The organism is Mesorhizobium sp. M0207, from assembly GCF_040321995.1.
In the GTDB taxonomy this organism is placed as follows: domain Bacteria; phylum Pseudomonadota; class Alphaproteobacteria; order Rhizobiales; family Rhizobiaceae; genus Mesorhizobium.
Genome location: NZ_JAMYSQ010000022.1, coordinates 19,485 through 38,629, shown reverse-complemented (window position 1 = coordinate 38,629; position 19,145 = coordinate 19,485). Strand labels below are relative to the sequence as shown.

Here is a 19,145-nt window from a genome sequence, read left to right as displayed (position 1 = left end):
GGTGAAATCAGCCGTCGTCCTGCTCCCCGGCCTCAATCGCGACCGCGACATGATCGCGGCGCTGACCAAGATTTCCGGCACGCCGCCGGTCACCGTCTGGCAGACCGACACCGAAATTCCCGATGTCGACCTGATCGCCATTCCCGGCGGCTTTTCGTTCGGCGATTATCTGCGCTGCGGCGCGATTGCCGCGCGCATGCCAGTAATGCGGGCGGTGGCCGAAAAGGCGGCCATGGGCGTTACGGTCATCGGCGTCTGCAACGGCTTCCAAATCCTGGTCGAGGCCGGCCTGCTGCCGGGCGCATTGATGCGCAATACCTCGCTGAAATTCGTCTGCCGTCAGGTGAAGCTGCAGATCGCCAACGCCAACACGATGTTTACCCGCCGCTATCAGCCGGGCCAGATCATCCGCGCGCCGGTGGCGCACCATGACGGCAATTATTTTGCCGATGCCGAAACGCTGGCCCGCCTCGAAGGCGAAGGCCAGGTGGTGTTCCGCTATGCCGTAGGCACCAATCCCAACGGCTCGATCAACGACATTGCCGGTATCGTCAACGGCCGCGGCAATGTGCTCGGCCTGATGCCGCATCCCGAGAACCTGATCGAAGCGGCGCATGGCGGCAGCGACGGCCGGGCGCTGTTCGAAAGCGCGCTGGGCATCGCCGCTTGATGCCTTCAATTTTCCTCCTGGAGCGACGGTCATGAAACTCTATTCGCGGCCGTTGTCGCCCTATTCGTCGATCGTGCGGGCGTTGGCCTACATCAAGAACGTGCCGCTCAAGCTCATTGCACCGCCGCCGGGGTTTCCCATCCCCGAGGCATTTCGTGCCATCTCGCCGCTCAACAGGATTCCGGTGCTGATCACCGGTTCCGGCGAAACGATCGTCGAATCGGTAGTCATTGCCGAATATCTGGAGGAGCGTTTCCCCGAGCCGGCGCTGCTGCCCAAGGATACGAAAGACCGGGCGTTGGTGCGCATGTTCGCCCGCATTACCGACCTCGACGTGCTCGCCCCGACCATGAAGCTGTTCGAACTCTATTTCGTGCCGCAGCGCAATGAGGCGGAGATCAAGGCACAGTTCGCCCGATTGCATCACGGGCTTGCGGTAATCGAGGCCCGCATGGCGCATGGCCCGTTCGCGCTCGGCGACGACATCTCCTTTGCCGATGCGTGGTTGACGCCGACCCGGTTCGTCTTCAACAATTTCAGGACAACGATCGGCCGCCCCGATTTGCTTGACGCCTATCCGAAATTCGATGCCTACGAGCAAATCGCCTTGCAGCATCCGGCGCTGTCGCGCGTCTGGGGTGAGATGACAGACGGTCTGAAGATCTTTCTGTCCGAACTCGAGATGGGCGCCGCTTGAACATGACACCGACGACCACGCGCCTCGCCGTCGCTACTGCCGCCGGGCTTGTACTCGCCTCATGCCAGTCAGGCCCGAAGAGCACGCCGGCGCCAGCGGGCAAGAGCGCGTCACTGCTTGCCATGGAACAGGTGGCAATCGCTGCCCACAAATGCTGGATCGCCAGCAAGGACCCTGCCTTCAAATCTTACCAGATGGCCAACGAACTGAATTCGTTTAGCGGCACGCCCCGTTTCCTGCTGGTGCCGGCCAAACATTATGGTGGAAAGCCGTTGCTGGTCGTGCAAGCGCAAGGCAATTCGAGCCGCGTCGACGTGTTCGGCCCATTGATGGCGGAACCGCTCGGCGCGCGCATCGGCTCGGACATTGCCCGCTGGCAGGCGGGCAATCCGGCCTGCGGCGCTGCTGCCTAGCCCAATGGGTCGCGTGCTGCAGATCACCGGTCTGGTCGTCGGCCTGGCCGGGCTCGTCCTGCAGATCTGCATCACCGTCCCGGCATCAATGGAAGCCGGCCGCGGCTTTGGCGGCTCGCTGGTCTTCTATTTCAGCTTCTTCACCATCCTGACCAACATCGGCGCAGTGCTCGTCCATGCCTCGTTGCTGTCGTCGACGGGTTATGCCTGGTTTCCGGCCTTTGCCGCGCCACGGATGCGGGCGGGCGTAGCCGTCGCCATAACGCTGGTCCTCATCGTTTATGCAACGGTCCTGGCGCAGCTTTGGCAGCCGCAAGGGCTGTTCCTGCTCTGCGATGTGCTCCTGCACTATGTGACGCCGGTGTTGTTCGTGCTGTGGTGGCTTGTGGCAGGCGCCGACGGCTCGACGCGGTGGCGCGACATCTCCTGGTGGATGATCTATCCGATCGCCTATCTGGCCTACGCGCTGCTGCGGGCGCCGATTGCCGGTGAAGTGCCCTACCCGTTCCTCGATCTCGCTAAGAACGGCGCGACCAGCGTCGCCGTCTCGGCTCTGGCCATCACCGGGCTCTTTCTGATGCTGTGCATTGTGGCGGTGCTTGTGGACCATGGTGTCACGCGGATCAGGGCGGCGGACATCCGCTAAAGTGCGATAGCGCCCCGTCGAACTCCTCAGTCCCAGAACGGCCTCAGACCTTCACGATGGGCATCGCAGCGCGAAATGCCGATATCCTTGAGCTGGGCTTCGGTCATCTCGAGCAGGACCAGCCGACTGCGGCGGCGATCCAGCAGGCTGTCGATCCATCGGACGAATGACGTGACCACTTGCACGAGCCGGCGAACATAGGATCTCCGGCCCGACGAGCGGCTTCCGGTCAATTCAACTGCCGCGTAGCGGATTGTCTCTATTGTACCCATTTTCTTTCTGCCAAGATTGCAATTGTGCCTTTTCGTACGGCCCGCTCCATATGTATTGACTCTCATTTCGGTGCAATGTAAAAAATTGTCACCATGACAACTTGGCTTCCAGACCTGACCGCCCGCACCGGCCCGCTCTATCAGCGGCTTGCCGATTCCATCGAGACGGACATCGACCGCGGCTTGATCCGTGCAGGGGCAAAGCTGCCGCCGCAGCGCGATCTGGCATACGACATCGGCACGACCGTCGGCACGGTCGGCAGGGCCTATCAATTGCTGCGCGAGCGGGGATTGGTCAGCGGCGAGGTCGGCCGCGGAACCTATGTTATCGCTCAACAGTCGGAGAGCGCAAAGCCGGATTTCCTGGGGCCGGTCGAACAAGGCACGCGCTGTATGGATGCGCCCGGCGACAAGCTGCGCTTCGATAGCACCGCCGCACCGGATGTCGGCCAGGGTGCCATCGTCGCCGATGTGTTGACACGCACGGCGCAAGACCATCCGCATGAGATTTCAAGCTATACTCGTGATTTCCCGGACCGCTGGTTCGAAGCGGGCAGGCGCTGGCTGTCGCGCAATTCCTATCGCCCGGCGGCGGATGCAATCGTTCCCACGCTCGGCACCCACGCCGCGGTGATGGCAACCATTGCGGGGCTCACCGCCCCCGGCGACTATGTCGTCTTCGAGCACCTCACCTATTCGCAGATCTCGCGCAGTGCCGGCCTGATCGGTCGCCGGACCGCACTGGTGGCGACTGACGACGAGGGCATCGATCCCCAGGATTTCGAGCGCGTCTGCGCACAAAAGCACCCGAAGATGATGTTTTTGATGCCGACGGCCAAGAACCCGACGCTGACAACGCTGTCGGCATCGCGCCGCGAGGCAATCGCGCATGTCGCCCGTCAATATAACGTCGTCCTGATCGAGGACGATCTCTATGGCGGACTGACCGATGACCCAACGCCTTTAATGGCCGAATATGCTCCCGAACGGACCATCGTTGCCGGCGGCCTGTCGAAATCGGTTGCGGCGGGTGTTCGCGGCGGCTGGCTCGCTTGCCCGCCGGCCTATCGTCACCGCATCCGGGTTGCCCACAAGATGATGACGGGCGGCCTGCCCTTTCTGCTGGCGGAGGTGGGCAGCCGGCTGGTGCTGTCCGGTCAGGCCGCTGAGGTGCGCAAGCGCAGCATTGCCGAGATCGGTGCGCGCATCGCGATCGTGCGCGAGACACTCGACGGCTTCGATTTCAAGGCGCTGGATAACGTGCCGTTCGTCTGGCTCACTTTGCCGGACCCATGGCTTTCCGGCACTTTCAAGCAGGCCTGCCTTGAACATGGCGTGCTCATCGACGACGAGGACGAGTTCAAGGCAGGGCGTTCCGAACAGGCCTTTCACGGCGTGCGGTTTGGCATCTCGCAACCGCGACAGCGGGACGATATCGCGCACGGCGTCGCGGTAATCCGGCGGCTTCTGGACGAAGGCCGCGCCGGCTACGACAGCTTTTCCTGAACCGGCTTGAAACCGGCGGGTCGAGTGGCGATCTTTCGCAACTTGCGGTCAGCTGTTGCTTTCCATCGTTTTAGTCATCCAACGGGGTGTATCGGCTGCGACGCTTGCGATAAGACGGGACTCGATCTCAAGGACACAATTGCCGATCATGACCATTTCCAATTCCGTGCCGATCACTCCTGAACTCATTGCCGCGCACGGGCTGAAGCCCGACGAGTACCAGCGCATCCTCGACCTGGTCGGGCGCGAACCGAGCTTTACCGAACTTGGTATTTTTTCGGCGATGTGGAACGAGCATTGTTCCTACAAATCCTCGAAGAAGTGGCTGCGCACGCTGCCGACCACCGGGCCGCAAGTCATCCAGGGCCCGGGCGAGAATGCCGGCGTGGTCGACATTGGCGACGGCGACTGCGTCGTCTTCAAGATGGAGAGCCATAACCACCCCTCCTATATCGAGCCCTATCAGGGGGCTGCGACCGGCGTCGGCGGCATCCTGCGCGATGTCTTCACAATGGGCGCGCGGCCGATCGCGGCGATGAACGCGCTGCGCTTCGGCGCGCCGGACCATCCCAAAACCAGGCACCTCGTTGCCGGTGTCGTTTCCGGCGTCGGCGGCTATGGCAATTCCTTCGGCGTGCCGACGGTCGGCGGCGAGGTCAATTTTGACGCCCGCTACAATGGCAACATCCTGGTCAATGCCTTTGCGGCGGGGCTTGCCAAGACTGATGCGATCTTCCTGTCGGAAGCCAAGGGTGTTGGCCTGCCGGTGGTCTATCTCGGCGCCAAGACCGGGCGCGACGGTGTCGGCGGCGCCACCATGGCCTCGGCCGAGTTCGACGACAAGATCGACGAGAAGCGGCCCACCGTGCAGGTTGGCGATCCGTTCACCGAAAAATGCCTGCTCGAAGCCTGCCTCGAACTGATGGCGTCCGGCGCCGTTATCGCCATCCAGGACATGGGTGCCGCCGGCCTCACCTGCTCGGCGGTCGAGATGGGCGCCAAGGGCGACCTCGGCATCGAGCTCGATCTCGACAAGGTGCCGGTGCGTGAAGAGCGCATGAGCGCCTATGAGATGATGCTTTCGGAGAGCCAGGAGCGCATGCTGATGGTGCTGCGCCCCGAAAAGGAAAAACAGGCCGAGGCGATCTTCCACAAATGGGGCCTCGACTTTGCCATCGTCGGCAAGACTACCGACGATCTGCGCTTTCGCGTGCTGCACCAGGGCGACGAGGTCGCCAACCTGCCGATCAAGGATCTCGGCGATCAAGCGCCGGAATATGACCGTCCCTGGGTCGAGCCGAAGAAGCCGGCGCCGCTGGCCGGCGATGCACCGCAAGCCGATGTGGCTGACGCACTGCTCAAGCTGCTGAGCGGACCGGACCTTTCCTCGCGCCGCTGGGTCTGGGAGCAGTACGACACGCTGATCCAGGGTAATTCCCTGCAGCTTCCCGGCGGCGACGCCGGTGTCGTGCGCGTCGATGGCCACCCGACCAAGGCGCTCGCCTTCTCCTCCGACGTGACGCCGCGCTATTGCGAGGCCGACCCTTACGAGGGCGGCAAGCAGGCGGTTGCCGAATGCTGGCGCAATCTTACCGCCACCGGCGCTCTGCCGCTCGCGGCCACCGACAACCTCAATTTCGGCAATCCGGAACGGCCGGAGATCATGGGCCAGCTGGTTGGTGCTGTGAAAGGCATCGGCGATGCCTGCCGGGCGCTTGGCTTTCCGATCGTCTCCGGCAACGTCTCCCTCTATAATGAGACCAACGGACAGGGCATCCTGCCGACACCAACCATCGGCGGCGTCGGTCTGATTGCCGACTGGTCGAAAATGGTGCGCATCGGCTTTGCCGCCGAAGGCCAGATGATCGTGCTGGTCGGCGCGCCGACGATATGGGGCTCGCATCTTGGCCAGTCGGTCTATATGCGCGACATCTTTGGCCGCGCCGACGGCCCGCCGCCGCCGGTCGATCTCGGCCACGAGAAGCGGGTCGGCGACCATGTGCGGGCACTGATCGCCTCCGGTGTCGTTACCGCGGCGCATGACGTTTCCGATGGCGGCATCGCGGTAGCGCTGGCCGAGATGGCGATGGCCTCCGGCATCGGCGCGACCATCCCCGGCCTGATCGGCACAGATCCAATCCCCGTCTGGTTCGGCGAGGACCAGGGCCGCTATCTCTTGACGCTGTCGATCGACCCGCAGAGCGAGCAATGGGACGCCATTCGCGAACAACAAAACAAGCTCGGCGTTTTTGCGCCGTGGATCGGCTCGACCGGCGGCAGCGACCTGAAGCTGGGCGAGGCGCGTGCGATACCGGTCAGCGAATTGACCGCCGCCCACGAATCCTGGTTCCCTCGCTTCATGGCAAATGAGGTCGTGGACCCGTGATGTGATCGAGTGGGCCCTTTCCCTGTGGTTCATCCGCCATTTCGACCATATCTATGAGATCACGACCTGAACAAGGAATCCTCATATGGCAATGGACGCCCACGACATCGAACGGCTGATCAAGGAAGGCATTCCCGACGCCAAGGTGACGATTCGCGACCTGGCCGGCGACGGCGACCATTATGCGGCTGAGGTTGTGGCCGAAAGCTTTCGCGGGAAAAGCCGGGTCCAGCAGCACCAGATGGTCTATGACGCGCTGAAGGGCAATATGGGCGGCGTGTTGCACGCGCTTGCCCTGCAGACCAGCGTGCCGGACTAATTCTACGCAAGCGGGAAGTCATGGCCAAAGGCGACAGCGATCCGGTTGCAGTCAGTGCCTATGCTTCCTTCGCCGAGCGCTATGACGCGCTGGCGCCGATCAAGCCGCACAACGCCCTTTATGAACGGCCAGCCTCGCTGGAGTTGCTGGGCGACGTGACGGGTCTGAACATACTGGACGCCGGTTGCGGCTCCGGTATCTGCTCGGAAAAGCTGGCTGGCTCAGGTGCGCGGGTAAGTGCCTTCGACATTACGCCGGAAATGCTGGCTCTGGCACGTCAGCGATGCGCTGGGCTCGATGTCGATATCCGGCTTGGCAACCTCGAAAGGGCTCTCGACTGGCTCGCGGATGGCAGTTTCGACCGAATACTTTGCTCGCTGGCGCTCGACTATGTCGAAAAACTGGAGCCGGTATTCGCTGAGTTTCATCGCGTGGCCTGCCCGGGCGGCTGGCTGGTGTTCTCTATGGGCCATCCAATGCGCGACTGGCAGGACACGCGCACGCGCGGGACGAAAACCTATTTTGAAACGAATCGCTGGGGCATGTATTGGGGAGGTTTTGGGGAGCCCAAGCCCTATGTCGAATCCTATCGCAGGCCGCTCGGCGATATCCTCAACGGGCTTGCCGACACAGGCTGGACGCTCGATCGTTTCGTCGAGCCGGTTCCCGCGCCCGAGATGGAAATGGTCGACTCCAGGCATTTTGCCGAACTGAGTTTGGCGCCGGCATTCATATGCGTACGTGCGCATAAATAAATTCACCTTTTCGCCGACACGGCGATGATCGGCCCGACCGGATAGCTTCCACCCACAATCATCCGCTCGCCGTTCGACAGCGCCGAAACGACCCCGTCGAAGAAAAGCGCGTTGGGACAATTGAGCGCATCTCGAAACAGTCGCGCGAAGCTGCCGAGGCTGACCTCAGAGCGCGAGATCGCCAGCACGACAGTGTTTTCGTCACGCACGCCGATGCCATTGCGGATATAGCGCGATGTGCCGTTTTGCTCGAAGCGGGGATGAAGCCGGCCGTCGATCACCAGCATCGGGCCGGATTGCGTGGCAAACATCACGTCCAGTCTGGTCGCAGCATAGGCGCTTGTCTCCATGACCGCCGCCTTGCCGTCCTTCCGGACCAGGAAGACGCCATTCGGTTTCAGGAAGAAATTCCCTTCGCTGTCGGCGACGTTGATCGGCGCCTTCTCCCGGCCGTCTTCGACGAGAAGGCCGACCGGAGTCAGGTCTTGGTGATACATGCCGGCGTTCATGGCGAGCAGCACCGGCCGGCCATGATCCGCCATCGCCTTGTCGAATTTGTCCAGTGAACCGAAAGCCTTGCCGTCAAGGCCTGCATGGAACACACCGATGTCATAGTGGCGCAGATCGATTTCGCAGACGACATAGGCGACCGCCTCGAAGCTCGCGTCGCGGCACGGCGCCGGTAATTCACCGCCGACGACGAGAGATGGCTGTCTCGGCGACCTGGCCCACCAGATCAAGGACAGTGCGGCGAACAGAACGGCGAGGAGGAACCCGGCGAGATATCGTCTTTTCATCGCGCCTCGGGAAAGATGGTGGCCAACGCTCTTGGCCCAAGATCAGACGTTCCTTTGCGCCATTTGCATGGCAAGGCGGCAAACATCTTGTTTCGCGCAACCCATGGGTTTATTTGAAGGGTAATGTTCGAGCCTGACTCCCACAGGCATGAAAGGGTATTCCATGAGCGGCATCAACGACTACATCGACAATGAAGTGAAGGGCAACGACGTCGTTCTCTTCATGAAGGGCACGCCCGGCTTCCCGCAATGCGGATTTTCCGGCCAGGTCGTGCAGATCCTCGACTATATCGGCGCCGACTATAAGGGCGTCGACGTGCTGACGTCGGCCGAACTGCGGCAAGGCATCAAGGACTATTCCAACTGGCCGACCATCCCGCAGCTCTACGTCAAGGGCGAGTTCGTCGGCGGCTGCGACATCATCCGCGAGATGTTCCAGGCGGGCGAATTGCAGACCTTCCTCGTCGAAAAGGGCGTCAGCGTCAAAGGCGCCGCCTGACTTCTGTTTCTGCGTATGACCTTCCGCCTGCGATTTTCGGGGGTCATGCGCTAAGCGCCGGGGCAGCCCCCACCTTGGCAAAAAGTTCTGCCCGCTATCGGGCAATCAACGAATGGATGCGTCGGCCAGCCGGCGCATTTTCGTTTGAGGATCGGACTGGCCTTGGATCAGCAAGCACAAGCGCAGCAAAAGGCAAGCACCTTGCCCATTCCGCGCTGGGAATTCATTGCGCTGTGCGCGGCGCTGATGGCGCTCAATTCGCTGGCAATCGACATTATTTTGCCGGCGCTGCAGCAGATCGGCGCTTCGCTTGGCATCGAAAATGAAAACCACCGGCAATATGTTGTCACCGCCTATATCCTTGGCTTTGGCGGCGGACAGCTGTTCTTCGGGCCGATCTCGGACCGCTTCGGGCGCCGCGCGCCGCTTGTCGCAGGGCTGGTGATCTACGTCCTGGCGGCCGGCGCTGCGGCAATCGCCCCGTCATTCGCCACGCTTCTGCTATGCCGGGCGGTGCAAGGCATCGGCGCGGCGGCGACGCGCGTCATTGCCGTCTCGATCGTGCGCGATACGTTCGACGGAAGGCGCATGGCCGAAGTCATGTCCTTGATCTTCATGGTGTTCATGGCCATTCCGGTGGTGGCGCCCGGTATCGGCCAGTTCATCATGCTGTTTGCGACCTGGCATGTGATCTTCGTCACCATGGCAGCCGGCGCGCTGATCGTGTCCGCCTGGTCGCTGCTGCGCCTGCCCGAGACACTACACCCCGAATATCGCCGGCCGCTGACGCTGTCCTCCATCATCGGCGGCTTCCGCATCGTTCTCACCAACCGCATCGCGCTCTGCTATGCCTTCGCCAGCACCTTCATCTTCGGCGCCATGTTCGGCTTCATCGCCTCGGCCCAGCAAATCTATGTCAGCGTGTTCAATGTCGGCGAGATGTTCCCCGTCATCTTCGCGGGGGTTGCCGGCGTACTTGCTTTTTCGAACTACCTCAACTCGCGCCTCGTCGGCCGCATCGGCATGCGCCGTCTGTCGCAAAGCGCGCTGCTGCTGTTTCTGGCCATCAGCCTTGCCTGGCTGGTCGTTTCCATCGAAATAAAGATGCCGCTCTGGCTCTTCATTACTTTCTTTGCCTGCGCCATGGTCCCGTTCGGCGCGCTCGGCGCGAACTTCAACGCGCTCGCCATGGAGCCGCTGGGGCACCTGGCCGGCACTGCGTCGTCGATCCTTGGGTTCATGCAGACATTTCTTGGCGGCATTCTCGGTACGCTGATCGGCCAAGCCTTCAACGGCACGGTGACGCCGCTGGCCGCCGGGTTCTGCAGCGTGTCGGTGGCGGCGCTGCTGATGATCCTGCTGGCCGAGCGCGGCAGACTGTTCCAGCCGCATAACCCGCCGGTTTAATGCACATTGCGCGTGCGCCTAGGATGCACCCTCACTGACCGCGGTGAAGCGGGGGAACAGCGTACGTCCTGCGATTGCTCCACCCATACTGTCCGAAACGGGCAGTGGAAGAGCCTTGTCGAGCGCCTCGAGGACGGAAGCCACGAAGGCCCGATTGAGCGGACCATCGTCCCCTAGATGGGAGTAGGTGGCGCGCGGCTTGCCGATAAGCGTGCCGTTTCGGCGAATTGAGAACTGCAGCGTCAGGGTCATGCCCGCGGTTCCGCGCGGCGGCTTCCAACAGGCGAAGATCGCGGAGAACATCTCGTCTATGGTGTCGACGGAGTCGGGACTGCGACATGCGCGTTCCCCAGCGCTTGCTTCATTGACACCGGCAACCAAGGCAAGGGCAAAGGCCGTTGCAACAATTGCGGACCGAGGTTTCATTCGAGATCTCCGGTTTCGCACAAGATTGGACAACTTTGGCAGCGAAGAGCTATTCTGCCCAGAGCTCGCGGCGCAGCTCCCGCCAGCTCTCCCGGTCCGGCGCGACCAGCAGGCCACCCCCGACATGCGACGGCAGATAGGCGCTGCCGTCGAAGCGCGCGGCATGGCCGCCGGCCTCCGCATGGATCAGCACGCCGGCCAGGTGGTCCCAAGGCATCAGCTTGTTGTAAACGACGAAATGGCCGTGGCCACTGGCCAGCAGGCGGTATTCGTGGGCGGCGCAGCGATAATTGAACTGCGATAGCGACTTGGTCTGGTTGCGCGCCAAACGTGAGCGGTCCGGCTCGGGCACATAGTGCCATGAGACCGCACCGGTCATTTCCGACATCGGCGCCGGTTTGGCGACATGGACCTTTTCCAGATTGCCATGGGCATGGCGGATATGGCTGCCGGCGCCACTAACGCCGATCAGCCAATCCTTGCCGACGGGATCGTGAATGATGCCGGCGACCGTCTCGCCCTTGATCACGACGCCAAGCATGACGCCGAAAAGCGGCACGCCGGAGGCGAAGTTGAAGGTGCCGTCGACCGGGTCGATGACGAAGGCGAGTTCGGCATCGCCGAGACCGTCGAGCAGCGTCGGGTCGTCGGAGCAGGCCTCCTCGCCGACGATCATTGCGTGGGGATAACGCTGGCGCAGCCTGGCGGTGATGAGCCGTTCGGCATTGACGTCGGCCTCGGTGACGAGATCGGCGGCCGAGGTCTTGCGACGGACGTCGCCCTCGCTCAACCGGCGAAAGCGCGGCATGATCTCGGCGACGGCGGCTTCCGACAGAAGGTCAGCAAGCCAGTCGATCGCGCTGTCGTCAAATGTCATCGGGACGCCTGGTGGTGAGGGTTTCGTTGAGGGCGGCGAAATCGAACAGTTTCCTGTCGAGCAGATGCGAACGCCGCACATTGGTCATGGCGCGGATCATCGTGTCCTTGCGGCCGGGCATGCGCTTCTCGATGTCGTCGAGCATCGCCTTCATGGCGTTGCGCTGCAGGCCTTCCTGGCTACCGCACAGATCGCACGGAATAATCGGGAACTTCATGGCGCCGGCGAATTTCTCTAGATCGGCTTCCGCACAATAGGCGAGCGGCCGCAGCACCATGACATCGCCTTCGTCGTTGAGCAGCTTCGGCGGCATGGCGGCGAGGCGTCCGCCATGGAACAGGTTCATGAAGAAGGTTTCCAGTATGTCCTCGCGGTGATGACCGAGCACCAGCGCCGAGCAGCCCTCCTCGCGGGCAATGCGATAGAGATGGCCGCGCCGTAGCCGCGAGCACAGCGAGCAATAGGTGCTGCCCTCGGCCAGCTTGTCGGTGACCACCGAATAGGTGTCCTGATATTCGATGCGATGCGGAATGGCATGGCTGTCGAGATAATCGGGCAATATGTGCTTGGGAAAGTTCGGCTGGCCCTGGTCGAGATTGCAGGCCAACAGCTCGACCGGCAGCAGCCCGCGCCATTTGAGATCGAGCAGCACGGCAAGCAGGCCGTAGGAATCCTTGCCGCCCGACAGAGCGACCAGCCAGCGGTCGCCGGGCCTCACCATGGAGAAATCGTCGATCGCCTGGCGGGCAAGCCGCAACAGCCGCTTGCGCAGCTTGTTGAACTCGACGGAGGACGGCACATCGGCAAACAGCGGATGAAAGCCGCCTTCGGTATCGGCGACCGGTTCGAGTGTTTCGGCGTCTGGCAGCATATTCATGGCGCGTCGGCCCCAAGATCCTGTTGCCGCCCGCAGTAGCGCATCGGACCGAAAACCGAAATCGATTTCGGAATCACGCCGCGGAAAAGGAAACGAAAAAAGAAAAGGCCGCCTCGACGGGCGGCCTTCGATTGTATCGCGACGAACGCGCCGATCAGCGCGAATAGAATTCGACGACCAGGTTCGGTTCCATCTGCACGGCAAACGGAACGTCCGCCAGGCCGGGGATGCGCGTGAAAGCCGCGGTCATCTTGTTGTGATCGGCCTCGATGTAATCGGGCACGTCGCGCTCGGCCAGGCCCACCGATTCCAGCACGATGACCAGCTGCTTCGACTTCTCGCGCACTTCGATGACGTCGCCCGGCTTGCAGCGGTACGAGCCGATGTTGACGCGCTTGCCGTTGACGTTGACGTGGCCGTGATTGACGAACTGGCGCGCCGCAAAGATGGTCGGCACGAACTTGGCGCGGTAGACGACCGCGTCGAGGCGCGATTCGAGCAGGCCGATCAGGTTCTCCGAGGTGTCGCCCTTGCGGCGGTCCGCCTCTTCATAGACCTTGCGAAACTGCTTTTCCGACACGTCGCCATAGTGGCCCTTCAGCTTCTGCTTGGCGCGCAGCTGCAGGCCGAAATCGGAAAGCTTGCCCTTGCGGCGCTGGCCATGCTGGCCGGGGCCGTATTCACGCTTGTTGACCGGGGACTTCGGGCGGCCCCAGATGTTTTCGCCAAGACGGCGGTCGATCTTGTACTTCGCGGATTCGCGCTTGCTCATCGCATTCCCTTTCAAAACAATGCACCCGGAACCTCATGGTCCGGGTGAAGGAAACGCGCCCTCCTCTGGCCTCCGTTTTCGAGACCTGACAGGGTTTTCCACGCAACGCGACGGAAAACCCACGGGACACGTCATTTCAAACAAGACATAGGGAAAGTAAACCGGCTTCCCAAACGTCTCGCACACATAAAGAAAACCACCGGGCATTGCGGCCCGGTGTTGGTGGGCTGGTTAAACGGAGATTTAACCGCTGTCAAGCTTCCGGCTGGCGCGAATCGCCGAACCGGATAGTGTTACGGTTGTAGAACGTGCCGGATGTGGCGGGAGGTTGCGCCAGCGGCATCAGCAAGGGACTGAAGTCAGAGGAGCTGGAATTCGCATGAAGAAGTTCTTCCTTACGTTGGTAGGAGCCGCGGTGATGGCCGGCACGATGGCGGTCGCGCCCGAGCCGGCGCAGGCCCGGCATTGGCATGGGCACAGGCATCACCAGGTCTGCCGCATCGTGGTCAAGAAGAAGGTGGTGTGGCGGCACGGTCATCGCAAGGTGATCCGCTACAAAGTGCGGCGCTGCGGGTGGGGCTGGAACTGGTAATTTTCGTCCTCGCCCGTTGAGACTTCATGGCCCGCGGCTCAGCCGCGGGCCTTTTATTGACCGGCATCCGCCGTCAGAATGGCCAGTCGATCAGTGTTTCGACTTCTTTTCCGGCAGGCCCTTGCGCTTGGTCTCGGCGAATTCCTCGAGCTGTTTTTCGCTCATGGATTTATACATTCCCTTCGACGCGCCTTTGAGCGCGCCCTTCTTGGTCTCGCCGCGCTTGGCTGACAATGCCGCGCCGGCCGCTTTCTGCTGGGCTTTTGAGGTGGCTGGCATGATGGTTTCTCCCGTTTCCAATGAGAGGAAAACGCATTGTCCGGTGTGATGTTCCCAAAGCGAAAATTGCCTGCGATCAGGATATCGCCAGGCCAAATCCCTGCATCAGCCGGCGCGTCGGAAAATCGGCGCTGTTCGAGGTGAAGAATGCAAGGTCGGCGCCTTCCGGCAGTGCCTCTCTGCGATAGCGGGCCTCGGTATCGGCAAGCAGCGACAGCGCCCGGCGTGCGATCGCCTCGGCCGGGTCGAGCCAGTCGACCGGCCACGGTGCTGTCTTGCGCATGCGGTTGGCCAAAAACGGATAATGGGTGCAGGCAAGCACGACGATGTCGGTGCGCAGCCCGTCATGCTCGACGAAGCACGGCGCGATCTCGGCGCGCACGGCGTCCTCGTCGACAAGGCCATCGCGCATATAGGCTTCGGCCAATCCCGCCAGCTTGTCGCTGCCGACCAGGCGGACATGGCATTTCTGCGCCCATTTGCTGATCAGGTCGCGCGTGTACTGGCGCTTGACGGTGCCGGGCGTAGCCAGCACCGAAACCAGGCCTGAGCGCGTGCGTTCCGCCGCCGGCTTGATGGCCGGCACGGTGCCGACGAAAGGGTGGCCGGGAAACCTCTCGCGCAAGGCATCGATGACCAGCGTCGAGGCAGTGTTGCAGGCGATGACCGAGATGGCCGGCGAAAACCGGTCGAGCAGCCTGGCGAACAACTCCAGGATATGTGTTCTCAGCGCCGGCTCCTCCCAGCCGCCGAAGGGGAACGCCGCGTCGTCGGCGACATAGATGAAGCGGCGATCAGGCATCAGCACGCGCGCCTCCCGCAGCACGGTCAGGCCGCCAATGCCGGAATCGAACATCAGGATCGGACGGGCGCTCGATGGATCGGTCATTGTCATTGAGTCACTAAGGGCTGGGAATCACTAAGGGCTGGGAATCACAAACGAGATCACGGGGGAAGGCCCGGCCCATGCTTTCTGCTTCGGCCAATGATGCTTTATCCCGGCCGCCTCTATGTGGAACCATCATGGCCTTGATGCGGCGAGCCGGTCACACAAGGCCGCGCTTGCCGAAGCCGCCGGGCCGCGGCCGGCCGTTCGCCGGAGATGCAGGTTGAGATGCAGGGTGGTTCGACGGCACCGGCGCGGCCCGCGTGGCGTAGGCTGGAGCCAGGGCCGTCGCGCCGGCGGCTGACGCTGAATGGAGCGCGGCGGCGCCGCGCAGCGGCCCGGGCGGGTCGAAATCGTCGAAACTCAGGGATGACGCTATATCCGAAGAGCCGCCACCCGCCGGCTTGGCCGCCAAGATGACGGCCCACAGCCCGACAAGAGCTAATCCCAGCAGGTTAAGGCCGGAATGCGAATCTTCGCCGTCGAATTTTACGACAAGAACAGTGCCGGCCTGCAGGATCGCAAACAGCGTCGAGAACACGATATAGGACCAAAGGATCCAACCCGACCCTTGCGCGTCGCGGCTTCGACGCCAGGCGAAATTCGCGCGGAACAGAACGATCACCAGCGAGGTAACGAGAACGGCCGCGGCCAGCCCTTCCCTGGAAGGTCCGGGCTTCGAATTGGCCAAACCCTCGATGCCGATGGTCAGCACGACGCACAGGACAAAGGTCACGATTTCCGCAACCAGCAGGGCCGCGGAATAGAAGAAAAAGCGAAGACGCCCGATATTTGAATTGAACATCCAAGGACCCATCGTTCGCCGGACAATGGATCATATCGAATAACATTCGGTTACTGGTGAGGTGGCGGGATTCGAAGCTTAGGGCCCGTTGACAAAGTCGGCTTTGTTCACTGAAGCCCAAATGCTACCCGCTTCAAAACGTCCTTCACCTGAAGCCTAAAATCGACGGTGTAGAAGGTCGATTGAACGACTGCGCCTTCTTTGATCTCTAGAATGCTGTCTCGACTGAATGTGCATCCCGTTGCGTCCAGAAGGCTTGATACCGCAGCTACGTCACCGACGGTTTTTTCATCTAGGCGATAGAGTGCCGGATATATCGGGGCGCACTTGTTCCCAGCATTCTCAACTAAGCGCCATTCCGTGTCGAAGAAATACGTCGCACGTGCCTTCGCATCAGATCGCGTGCCACCATGCTCATCGCCCCATCTTGAATGCAAACCGTTGGCCCAGTCGTCTATTGAAATCAGGTTCGAGGTATTTGACTCGACTCCGTATACTATCGAGTAGACGTGGCTGCCGGTTAGCGGCGACGTCAACGCAAACCTATATCTGAAGATCAGGTTATGCTCTTTCTCTTCGTGAGATATTGAGATGGTCTGCAAATATGCAGAGCGAGCCTCCAGTGAAAGTGACATGTCCTTGCGGTTGTTGAGCGCTCGTTTCTTTTCCGAACGCTCCCAATCGGGATAGCGTGACCTGATAACTTCCTCCAGTTCTTGTCTAGGCATTCCGACGCGGAGCACGGAATTGGGTAACAATCTTTCAATGGCTTGCTGTGCGGGAAGTGTGCTCGATGGCTTTTCAAATTCCGACGCCGCAGACATTTCAGATAACAGACAGAATAAGACAAACGCGGGCAAGATAGCTCTGGGCACGATCTCTCTCACTGATTAAGGGCGTCGCCAGCAGAAGAAGCACACCCGCCTTGGCAGTCAATGGCAATTGCTTTTTATGCGCTCCCGTTGGGAACAAACACCTAGTCTTTGTCTGTCGCCTTGCCAGCGCGCCGGGCCGCCGCCGGGAGCCGCCTTGGATCGTCGCCGGGCGATCCGTCGCCGCGCGGCATGGCCGGCGAGAACCTGTCCAGCGATGATATTATGCCGCGCAGCACCTTGAGCTCCGGCTCGGCAAAGCCGGGGCGGGTCAGCACAGCGCGCAAATTGTCGACCATCTTCGGCTTCTTCGCTGCCGGGCGGAAATAGCCGCGCGCCTCCAGTGCACCTTCCAGATACGCAAACAGGCCGTGCAATTCTTCCTTGGTGGCCGGTGGCATTTCGGGGCCGGAGAAGTTGGTCCTGGTCTCGTCTTCCAGGCCGGACTTCATCCATTCATAGGACATCAGCAGGGCCGCCTGGGCGATGTTGAGCGAGGAGAAGGCTGGATCGACGGGGAAAGTGACGATCTCGTCGGCAAGCCCGACCTCGTCATTATAGAGGCCGAAGCGTTCGCGGCCGAACAGGATGCCGGTGCGCTGGCCGGCCCGCTGCCGCGCCCGCAGCGCCCTGCCCGCCTCGACCGGCCCGCGCACCGGCTTGAAATTGTCGCGCGCGCGCGCCGTGGTGGCGAAGACGAAGTTCAAATCGGCGACCGCCGAGGCGAGGTCGTCGAACACCTTGATGGCGTCGATGACGTGGTCGGCGCGGCTTGCGGCGGCACGCGCCTTCTCGCTCGGCCAGCCGTCGCGCGGGTTGACGAGCCGCAGCTCGGAAAGGCCGAAATTGGCCATGGCGCGCGCAACCATGCCGATATTCTCGCCGAGCTGCGGCTCGACCAGGACGATCGCCGGTCCGGACGCTGGAGTTCCGGAGGCAAGAGGGGTGGCGGGATCCTGGGTAGCGGCCATGGTTGTCAGTGAACTGCTGTTTGCGGCATTTCGCAGTCCCCTGCCACATTTGGCGGCGAAAATGAAGCTTTCGCAAGGAATGCCGACACTACGGCGCGGTTCGCCGTTTGCGCGGCCAAAAAGCCTTTGATATACGGGCCGCATCCCAGGGCCGGCAGCCGTGCGGGCAAGGCCGTTCCGTTCCCCAAAAGCGAGGCATTCTTTCCATGGCGAAGATCAAGGTGGCGAACCCGGTCGTCGAACTCGACGGCGACGAGATGACCCGCATCATCTGGCAGTTCATCAAGGACAAGCTGATCCACCCTTATCTCGACCTCAAGCTCGAATATTACGACCTCGGCATCGAGCACCGCGACGCCACCAACGACCAGGTGACCATCGATTCGGCCAATGCCATCAAGAAATACGGCGTCGGCGTGAAATGCGCGACGATCACGCCCGACGAGCAGCGCGTCGAGGAATTCAAGCTGAAGAAGATGTGGAAGTCGCCGAACGGCACCATCCGCAACATCCTCGGCGGCACCATCTTTCGCGAGCCGATCATCATGAAGAACGTGCCGCGGCTGGTGCCCGGCTGGACCAAGCCGATCATCGTCGGCCGCCACGCCTTCGGCGACCAGTACCGCGCCACCGACTTCCGCTTCCCCGGCAAGGGCAAGCTGACGATCAAATTCGTCGGCGAGGACGGCCAGGTGATCGAGCACGACGTGTTCGACGCACCCGGCGCCGGCGTCGCCATGGCCATGTACAATCTCGACGAATCGATCCGCGAATTCGCCCGCGCCTCCCTGAACTACGGCCTGCTGCGTAATTACCCCGTCTACCTCTCAACCAAGAACACCATCCTCAAAGCCTATGACGGACGCTTCAAGGACATCTTCCAGGAGGTCTACGAGGCGGAGTTCGAAGCAGAATTCAAAGCTAAGAAGCTCTGGTACGAGCACCGGCTGATCGACGACATGGTGGCCTCGAGCCTGAAATGGTCGGGTGGCTATGTCTGGGCCTGCAAGAATTATGACGGCGACGTGCAGTCCGACACGGTGGCGCAAGGCTTCGGCTCGCTCGGCCTGATGACCTCGGTGCTGATGACGCCGGACGGCAAGACCGTCGAGGCGGAAGCCGCGCACGGCACCGTCACCCGCCACTATCGCCAGCACCAGAAGGGCGAGGAGACCTCGACCAATTCGATCGCCTCGATCTTTGCCTGGACGCGCGGCCTCGCGCACCGCGCCAAGCTCGACGACAATGCCGAACTGAGGCGCTTTGCCGAGACGCTGGAAAGGGTCTGCATCCAGACGGTCGAGTCCGGCTTCATGACCAAGGACCTGTCGCTGCTGATCGGCCCCGACCAGCCATGGCTTTCGACCACCGGCTTCCTCGACAAGATCGACGAGAATTTGCAGAAAGCGATGGCCTGAGCC

23 protein-coding genes are annotated in these 19,145 nt (G+C 61.8%); 12 read left to right on the top strand and 11 right to left on the bottom strand.

Translation table 11 applies throughout. The annotated features are described in order from the left end of the window. Position 1 precedes the first annotated feature (1 nt). The 4 genes from purQ to NKJ15_RS24695 are packed head-to-tail and all read left to right on the top strand — an operon-like array spanning position 2 to position 2,426. The gene (purQ, locus tag NKJ15_RS24710; RefSeq protein ID WP_352449402.1) at positions 2 to 670 is read left to right on the top strand and encodes a phosphoribosylformylglycinamidine synthase subunit PurQ; all 669 of its coding nucleotides are present in this window, start codon (positions 2 to 4) and stop codon (positions 668 to 670) included. Between the two features lie 31 nt (positions 671 to 701). After that, on the top strand, positions 702 to 1,367 hold the full coding sequence (locus NKJ15_RS24705; protein ID WP_352818113.1) for a glutathione S-transferase family protein: 666 nt from the start codon (positions 702 to 704) through the stop codon (positions 1,365 to 1,367). 2 nt (positions 1,368 to 1,369) lie between these two features. Beyond that, positions 1,370 to 1,780 (top strand): hypothetical protein, encoded by a 411-nt coding sequence (locus NKJ15_RS24700; protein ID WP_352449400.1) that lies wholly within the window; start codon positions 1,370 to 1,372, stop codon positions 1,778 to 1,780. Positions 1,781 to 1,784: 4 nt separating this feature from the next. Continuing rightward, positions 1,785 to 2,426 carry a Pr6Pr family membrane protein gene (locus NKJ15_RS24695; RefSeq protein ID WP_352449399.1) on the top strand — a complete coding sequence of 214 codons (642 nt, stop codon included), beginning with the start codon at positions 1,785 to 1,787 and terminating at the stop codon, positions 2,424 to 2,426. 26 nt (positions 2,427 to 2,452) lie between these two features. On the opposite strand, the gene NKJ15_RS24690 is transcribed toward NKJ15_RS24695, so the two are convergent. Beyond that, positions 2,453 to 2,698: a DUF1127 domain-containing protein gene (locus tag NKJ15_RS24690; protein WP_352818110.1), complete on the bottom strand. Its 246-nt coding sequence runs from the start codon at positions 2,696 to 2,698 to the stop codon at positions 2,453 to 2,455. A 93-nt stretch (positions 2,699 to 2,791) separates the two neighbouring features. Here NKJ15_RS24690 and NKJ15_RS24685 point away from each other — a divergent pair, with 93 nt between their 5' ends. The 4 genes from NKJ15_RS24685 to NKJ15_RS24670 all read left to right on the top strand — a co-directional run bounded on the left by NKJ15_RS24685 (position 2,792) and on the right by NKJ15_RS24670 (position 7,664). Beyond that, positions 2,792 to 4,204 (top strand): aminotransferase-like domain-containing protein, encoded by a 1,413-nt coding sequence (locus NKJ15_RS24685; protein ID WP_352818107.1) that lies wholly within the window; start codon positions 2,792 to 2,794, stop codon positions 4,202 to 4,204. A gap of 148 nt (positions 4,205 to 4,352) precedes the next feature. After that, positions 4,353 to 6,590 carry a phosphoribosylformylglycinamidine synthase subunit PurL gene (gene purL / locus NKJ15_RS24680; protein WP_352818104.1) on the top strand — a complete coding sequence of 746 codons (2,238 nt, stop codon included), beginning with the start codon at positions 4,353 to 4,355 and terminating at the stop codon, positions 6,588 to 6,590. A gap of 85 nt (positions 6,591 to 6,675) precedes the next feature. After that, a complete protein-coding gene (locus tag NKJ15_RS24675; RefSeq protein ID WP_023674714.1) occupies positions 6,676 to 6,909 on the top strand; it encodes a BolA/IbaG family iron-sulfur metabolism protein in 234 nt (77 codons plus the stop codon). Between the two features lie 20 nt (positions 6,910 to 6,929). Beyond that, complete coding sequence (locus NKJ15_RS24670) at positions 6,930 to 7,664, top strand: class I SAM-dependent methyltransferase (protein WP_352541435.1); 735 nt, start codon at positions 6,930 to 6,932, stop codon at positions 7,662 to 7,664. Positions 7,665 to 7,666: 2 nt separating this feature from the next. Here the strand turns inward: NKJ15_RS24670 and NKJ15_RS24665 are convergent, their stop codons facing one another. Next, entirely contained in the window at positions 7,667 to 8,461 is a 795-nt protein-coding gene (locus NKJ15_RS24665) for a phosphodiester glycosidase family protein (protein WP_352474643.1), read from the bottom strand. Positions 8,462 to 8,624: 163 nt separating this feature from the next. Between NKJ15_RS24665 and grxD the strand changes: the two genes are divergently transcribed. Beyond that, positions 8,625 to 8,960: a Grx4 family monothiol glutaredoxin gene (gene grxD, locus NKJ15_RS24660; protein WP_023674712.1), complete on the top strand. Its 336-nt coding sequence runs from the start codon at positions 8,625 to 8,627 to the stop codon at positions 8,958 to 8,960. A 207-nt stretch (positions 8,961 to 9,167) separates the two neighbouring features. Then, positions 9,168 to 10,367 (top strand): multidrug effflux MFS transporter, encoded by a 1,200-nt coding sequence (locus NKJ15_RS24655; RefSeq protein WP_502893744.1) that lies wholly within the window; start codon positions 9,168 to 9,170, stop codon positions 10,365 to 10,367. A gap of 18 nt (positions 10,368 to 10,385) precedes the next feature. Here NKJ15_RS24655 and NKJ15_RS24650 read toward each other — a convergent pair whose 3' ends face one another. The 4 genes from NKJ15_RS24650 to rpsD form a co-directional block, all read right to left on the bottom strand. After that, positions 10,386 to 10,793 (bottom strand): UCP034077 family protein, encoded by a 408-nt coding sequence (locus NKJ15_RS24650; protein WP_352474640.1) that lies wholly within the window; start codon positions 10,791 to 10,793, stop codon positions 10,386 to 10,388. Between the two features lie 49 nt (positions 10,794 to 10,842). Continuing rightward, positions 10,843 to 11,670, bottom strand: coding sequence for an inositol monophosphatase family protein (locus NKJ15_RS24645; protein ID WP_352492462.1), 828 nt, complete (start codon positions 11,668 to 11,670; stop codon positions 10,843 to 10,845). After that, positions 11,660 to 12,547 (bottom strand): tRNA 2-thiocytidine(32) synthetase TtcA, encoded by an 888-nt coding sequence (gene ttcA, locus NKJ15_RS24640; protein ID WP_352702488.1) that lies wholly within the window; start codon positions 12,545 to 12,547, stop codon positions 11,660 to 11,662. Before ttcA ends, NKJ15_RS24645 begins: the two co-directional genes overlap by 11 nt. A gap of 154 nt (positions 12,548 to 12,701) precedes the next feature. Next, on the bottom strand, positions 12,702 to 13,319 hold the full coding sequence (gene rpsD / locus NKJ15_RS24635) for a 30S ribosomal protein S4 (RefSeq protein ID WP_023717376.1): 618 nt from the start codon (positions 13,317 to 13,319) through the stop codon (positions 12,702 to 12,704). A gap of 379 nt (positions 13,320 to 13,698) precedes the next feature. Between rpsD and NKJ15_RS24630 the strand changes: the two genes are divergently transcribed. After that, complete coding sequence (locus tag NKJ15_RS24630; RefSeq protein WP_023674706.1) at positions 13,699 to 13,911, top strand: hypothetical protein; 213 nt, start codon at positions 13,699 to 13,701, stop codon at positions 13,909 to 13,911. A 90-nt stretch (positions 13,912 to 14,001) separates the two neighbouring features. On the opposite strand, the gene NKJ15_RS24625 is transcribed toward NKJ15_RS24630, so the two are convergent. The 5 genes from NKJ15_RS24625 to NKJ15_RS24605 all read right to left on the bottom strand — a co-directional run bounded on the left by NKJ15_RS24625 (position 14,002) and on the right by NKJ15_RS24605 (position 17,724). Continuing rightward, the gene (locus NKJ15_RS24625) at positions 14,002 to 14,190 is read right to left on the bottom strand and encodes a DUF3008 family protein (protein WP_023674705.1); all 189 of its coding nucleotides are present in this window, start codon (positions 14,188 to 14,190) and stop codon (positions 14,002 to 14,004) included. A gap of 76 nt (positions 14,191 to 14,266) precedes the next feature. Further along, complete coding sequence (gene murI, locus NKJ15_RS24620) at positions 14,267 to 15,079, bottom strand: glutamate racemase (protein ID WP_352818101.1); 813 nt, start codon at positions 15,077 to 15,079, stop codon at positions 14,267 to 14,269. Positions 15,080 to 15,236: 157 nt separating this feature from the next. Next, a complete protein-coding gene (locus NKJ15_RS24615) occupies positions 15,237 to 15,881 on the bottom strand; it encodes a DUF805 domain-containing protein (protein WP_352501580.1) in 645 nt (214 codons plus the stop codon). 107 nt (positions 15,882 to 15,988) lie between these two features. Then, complete coding sequence (locus NKJ15_RS24610; RefSeq protein WP_352818098.1) at positions 15,989 to 16,741, bottom strand: hypothetical protein; 753 nt, start codon at positions 16,739 to 16,741, stop codon at positions 15,989 to 15,991. Between the two features lie 116 nt (positions 16,742 to 16,857). Then, positions 16,858 to 17,724, bottom strand: a complete 867-nt coding sequence (locus NKJ15_RS24605; protein ID WP_352818095.1) for an RNA methyltransferase — start codon at positions 17,722 to 17,724, stop codon at positions 16,858 to 16,860. A gap of 206 nt (positions 17,725 to 17,930) precedes the next feature. Between NKJ15_RS24605 and NKJ15_RS24600 the strand changes: the two genes are divergently transcribed. Continuing rightward, positions 17,931 to 19,142: an NADP-dependent isocitrate dehydrogenase gene (locus NKJ15_RS24600; protein ID WP_292659842.1), complete on the top strand. Its 1,212-nt coding sequence runs from the start codon at positions 17,931 to 17,933 to the stop codon at positions 19,140 to 19,142. Positions 19,143 to 19,145 lie beyond the last annotated feature (3 nt).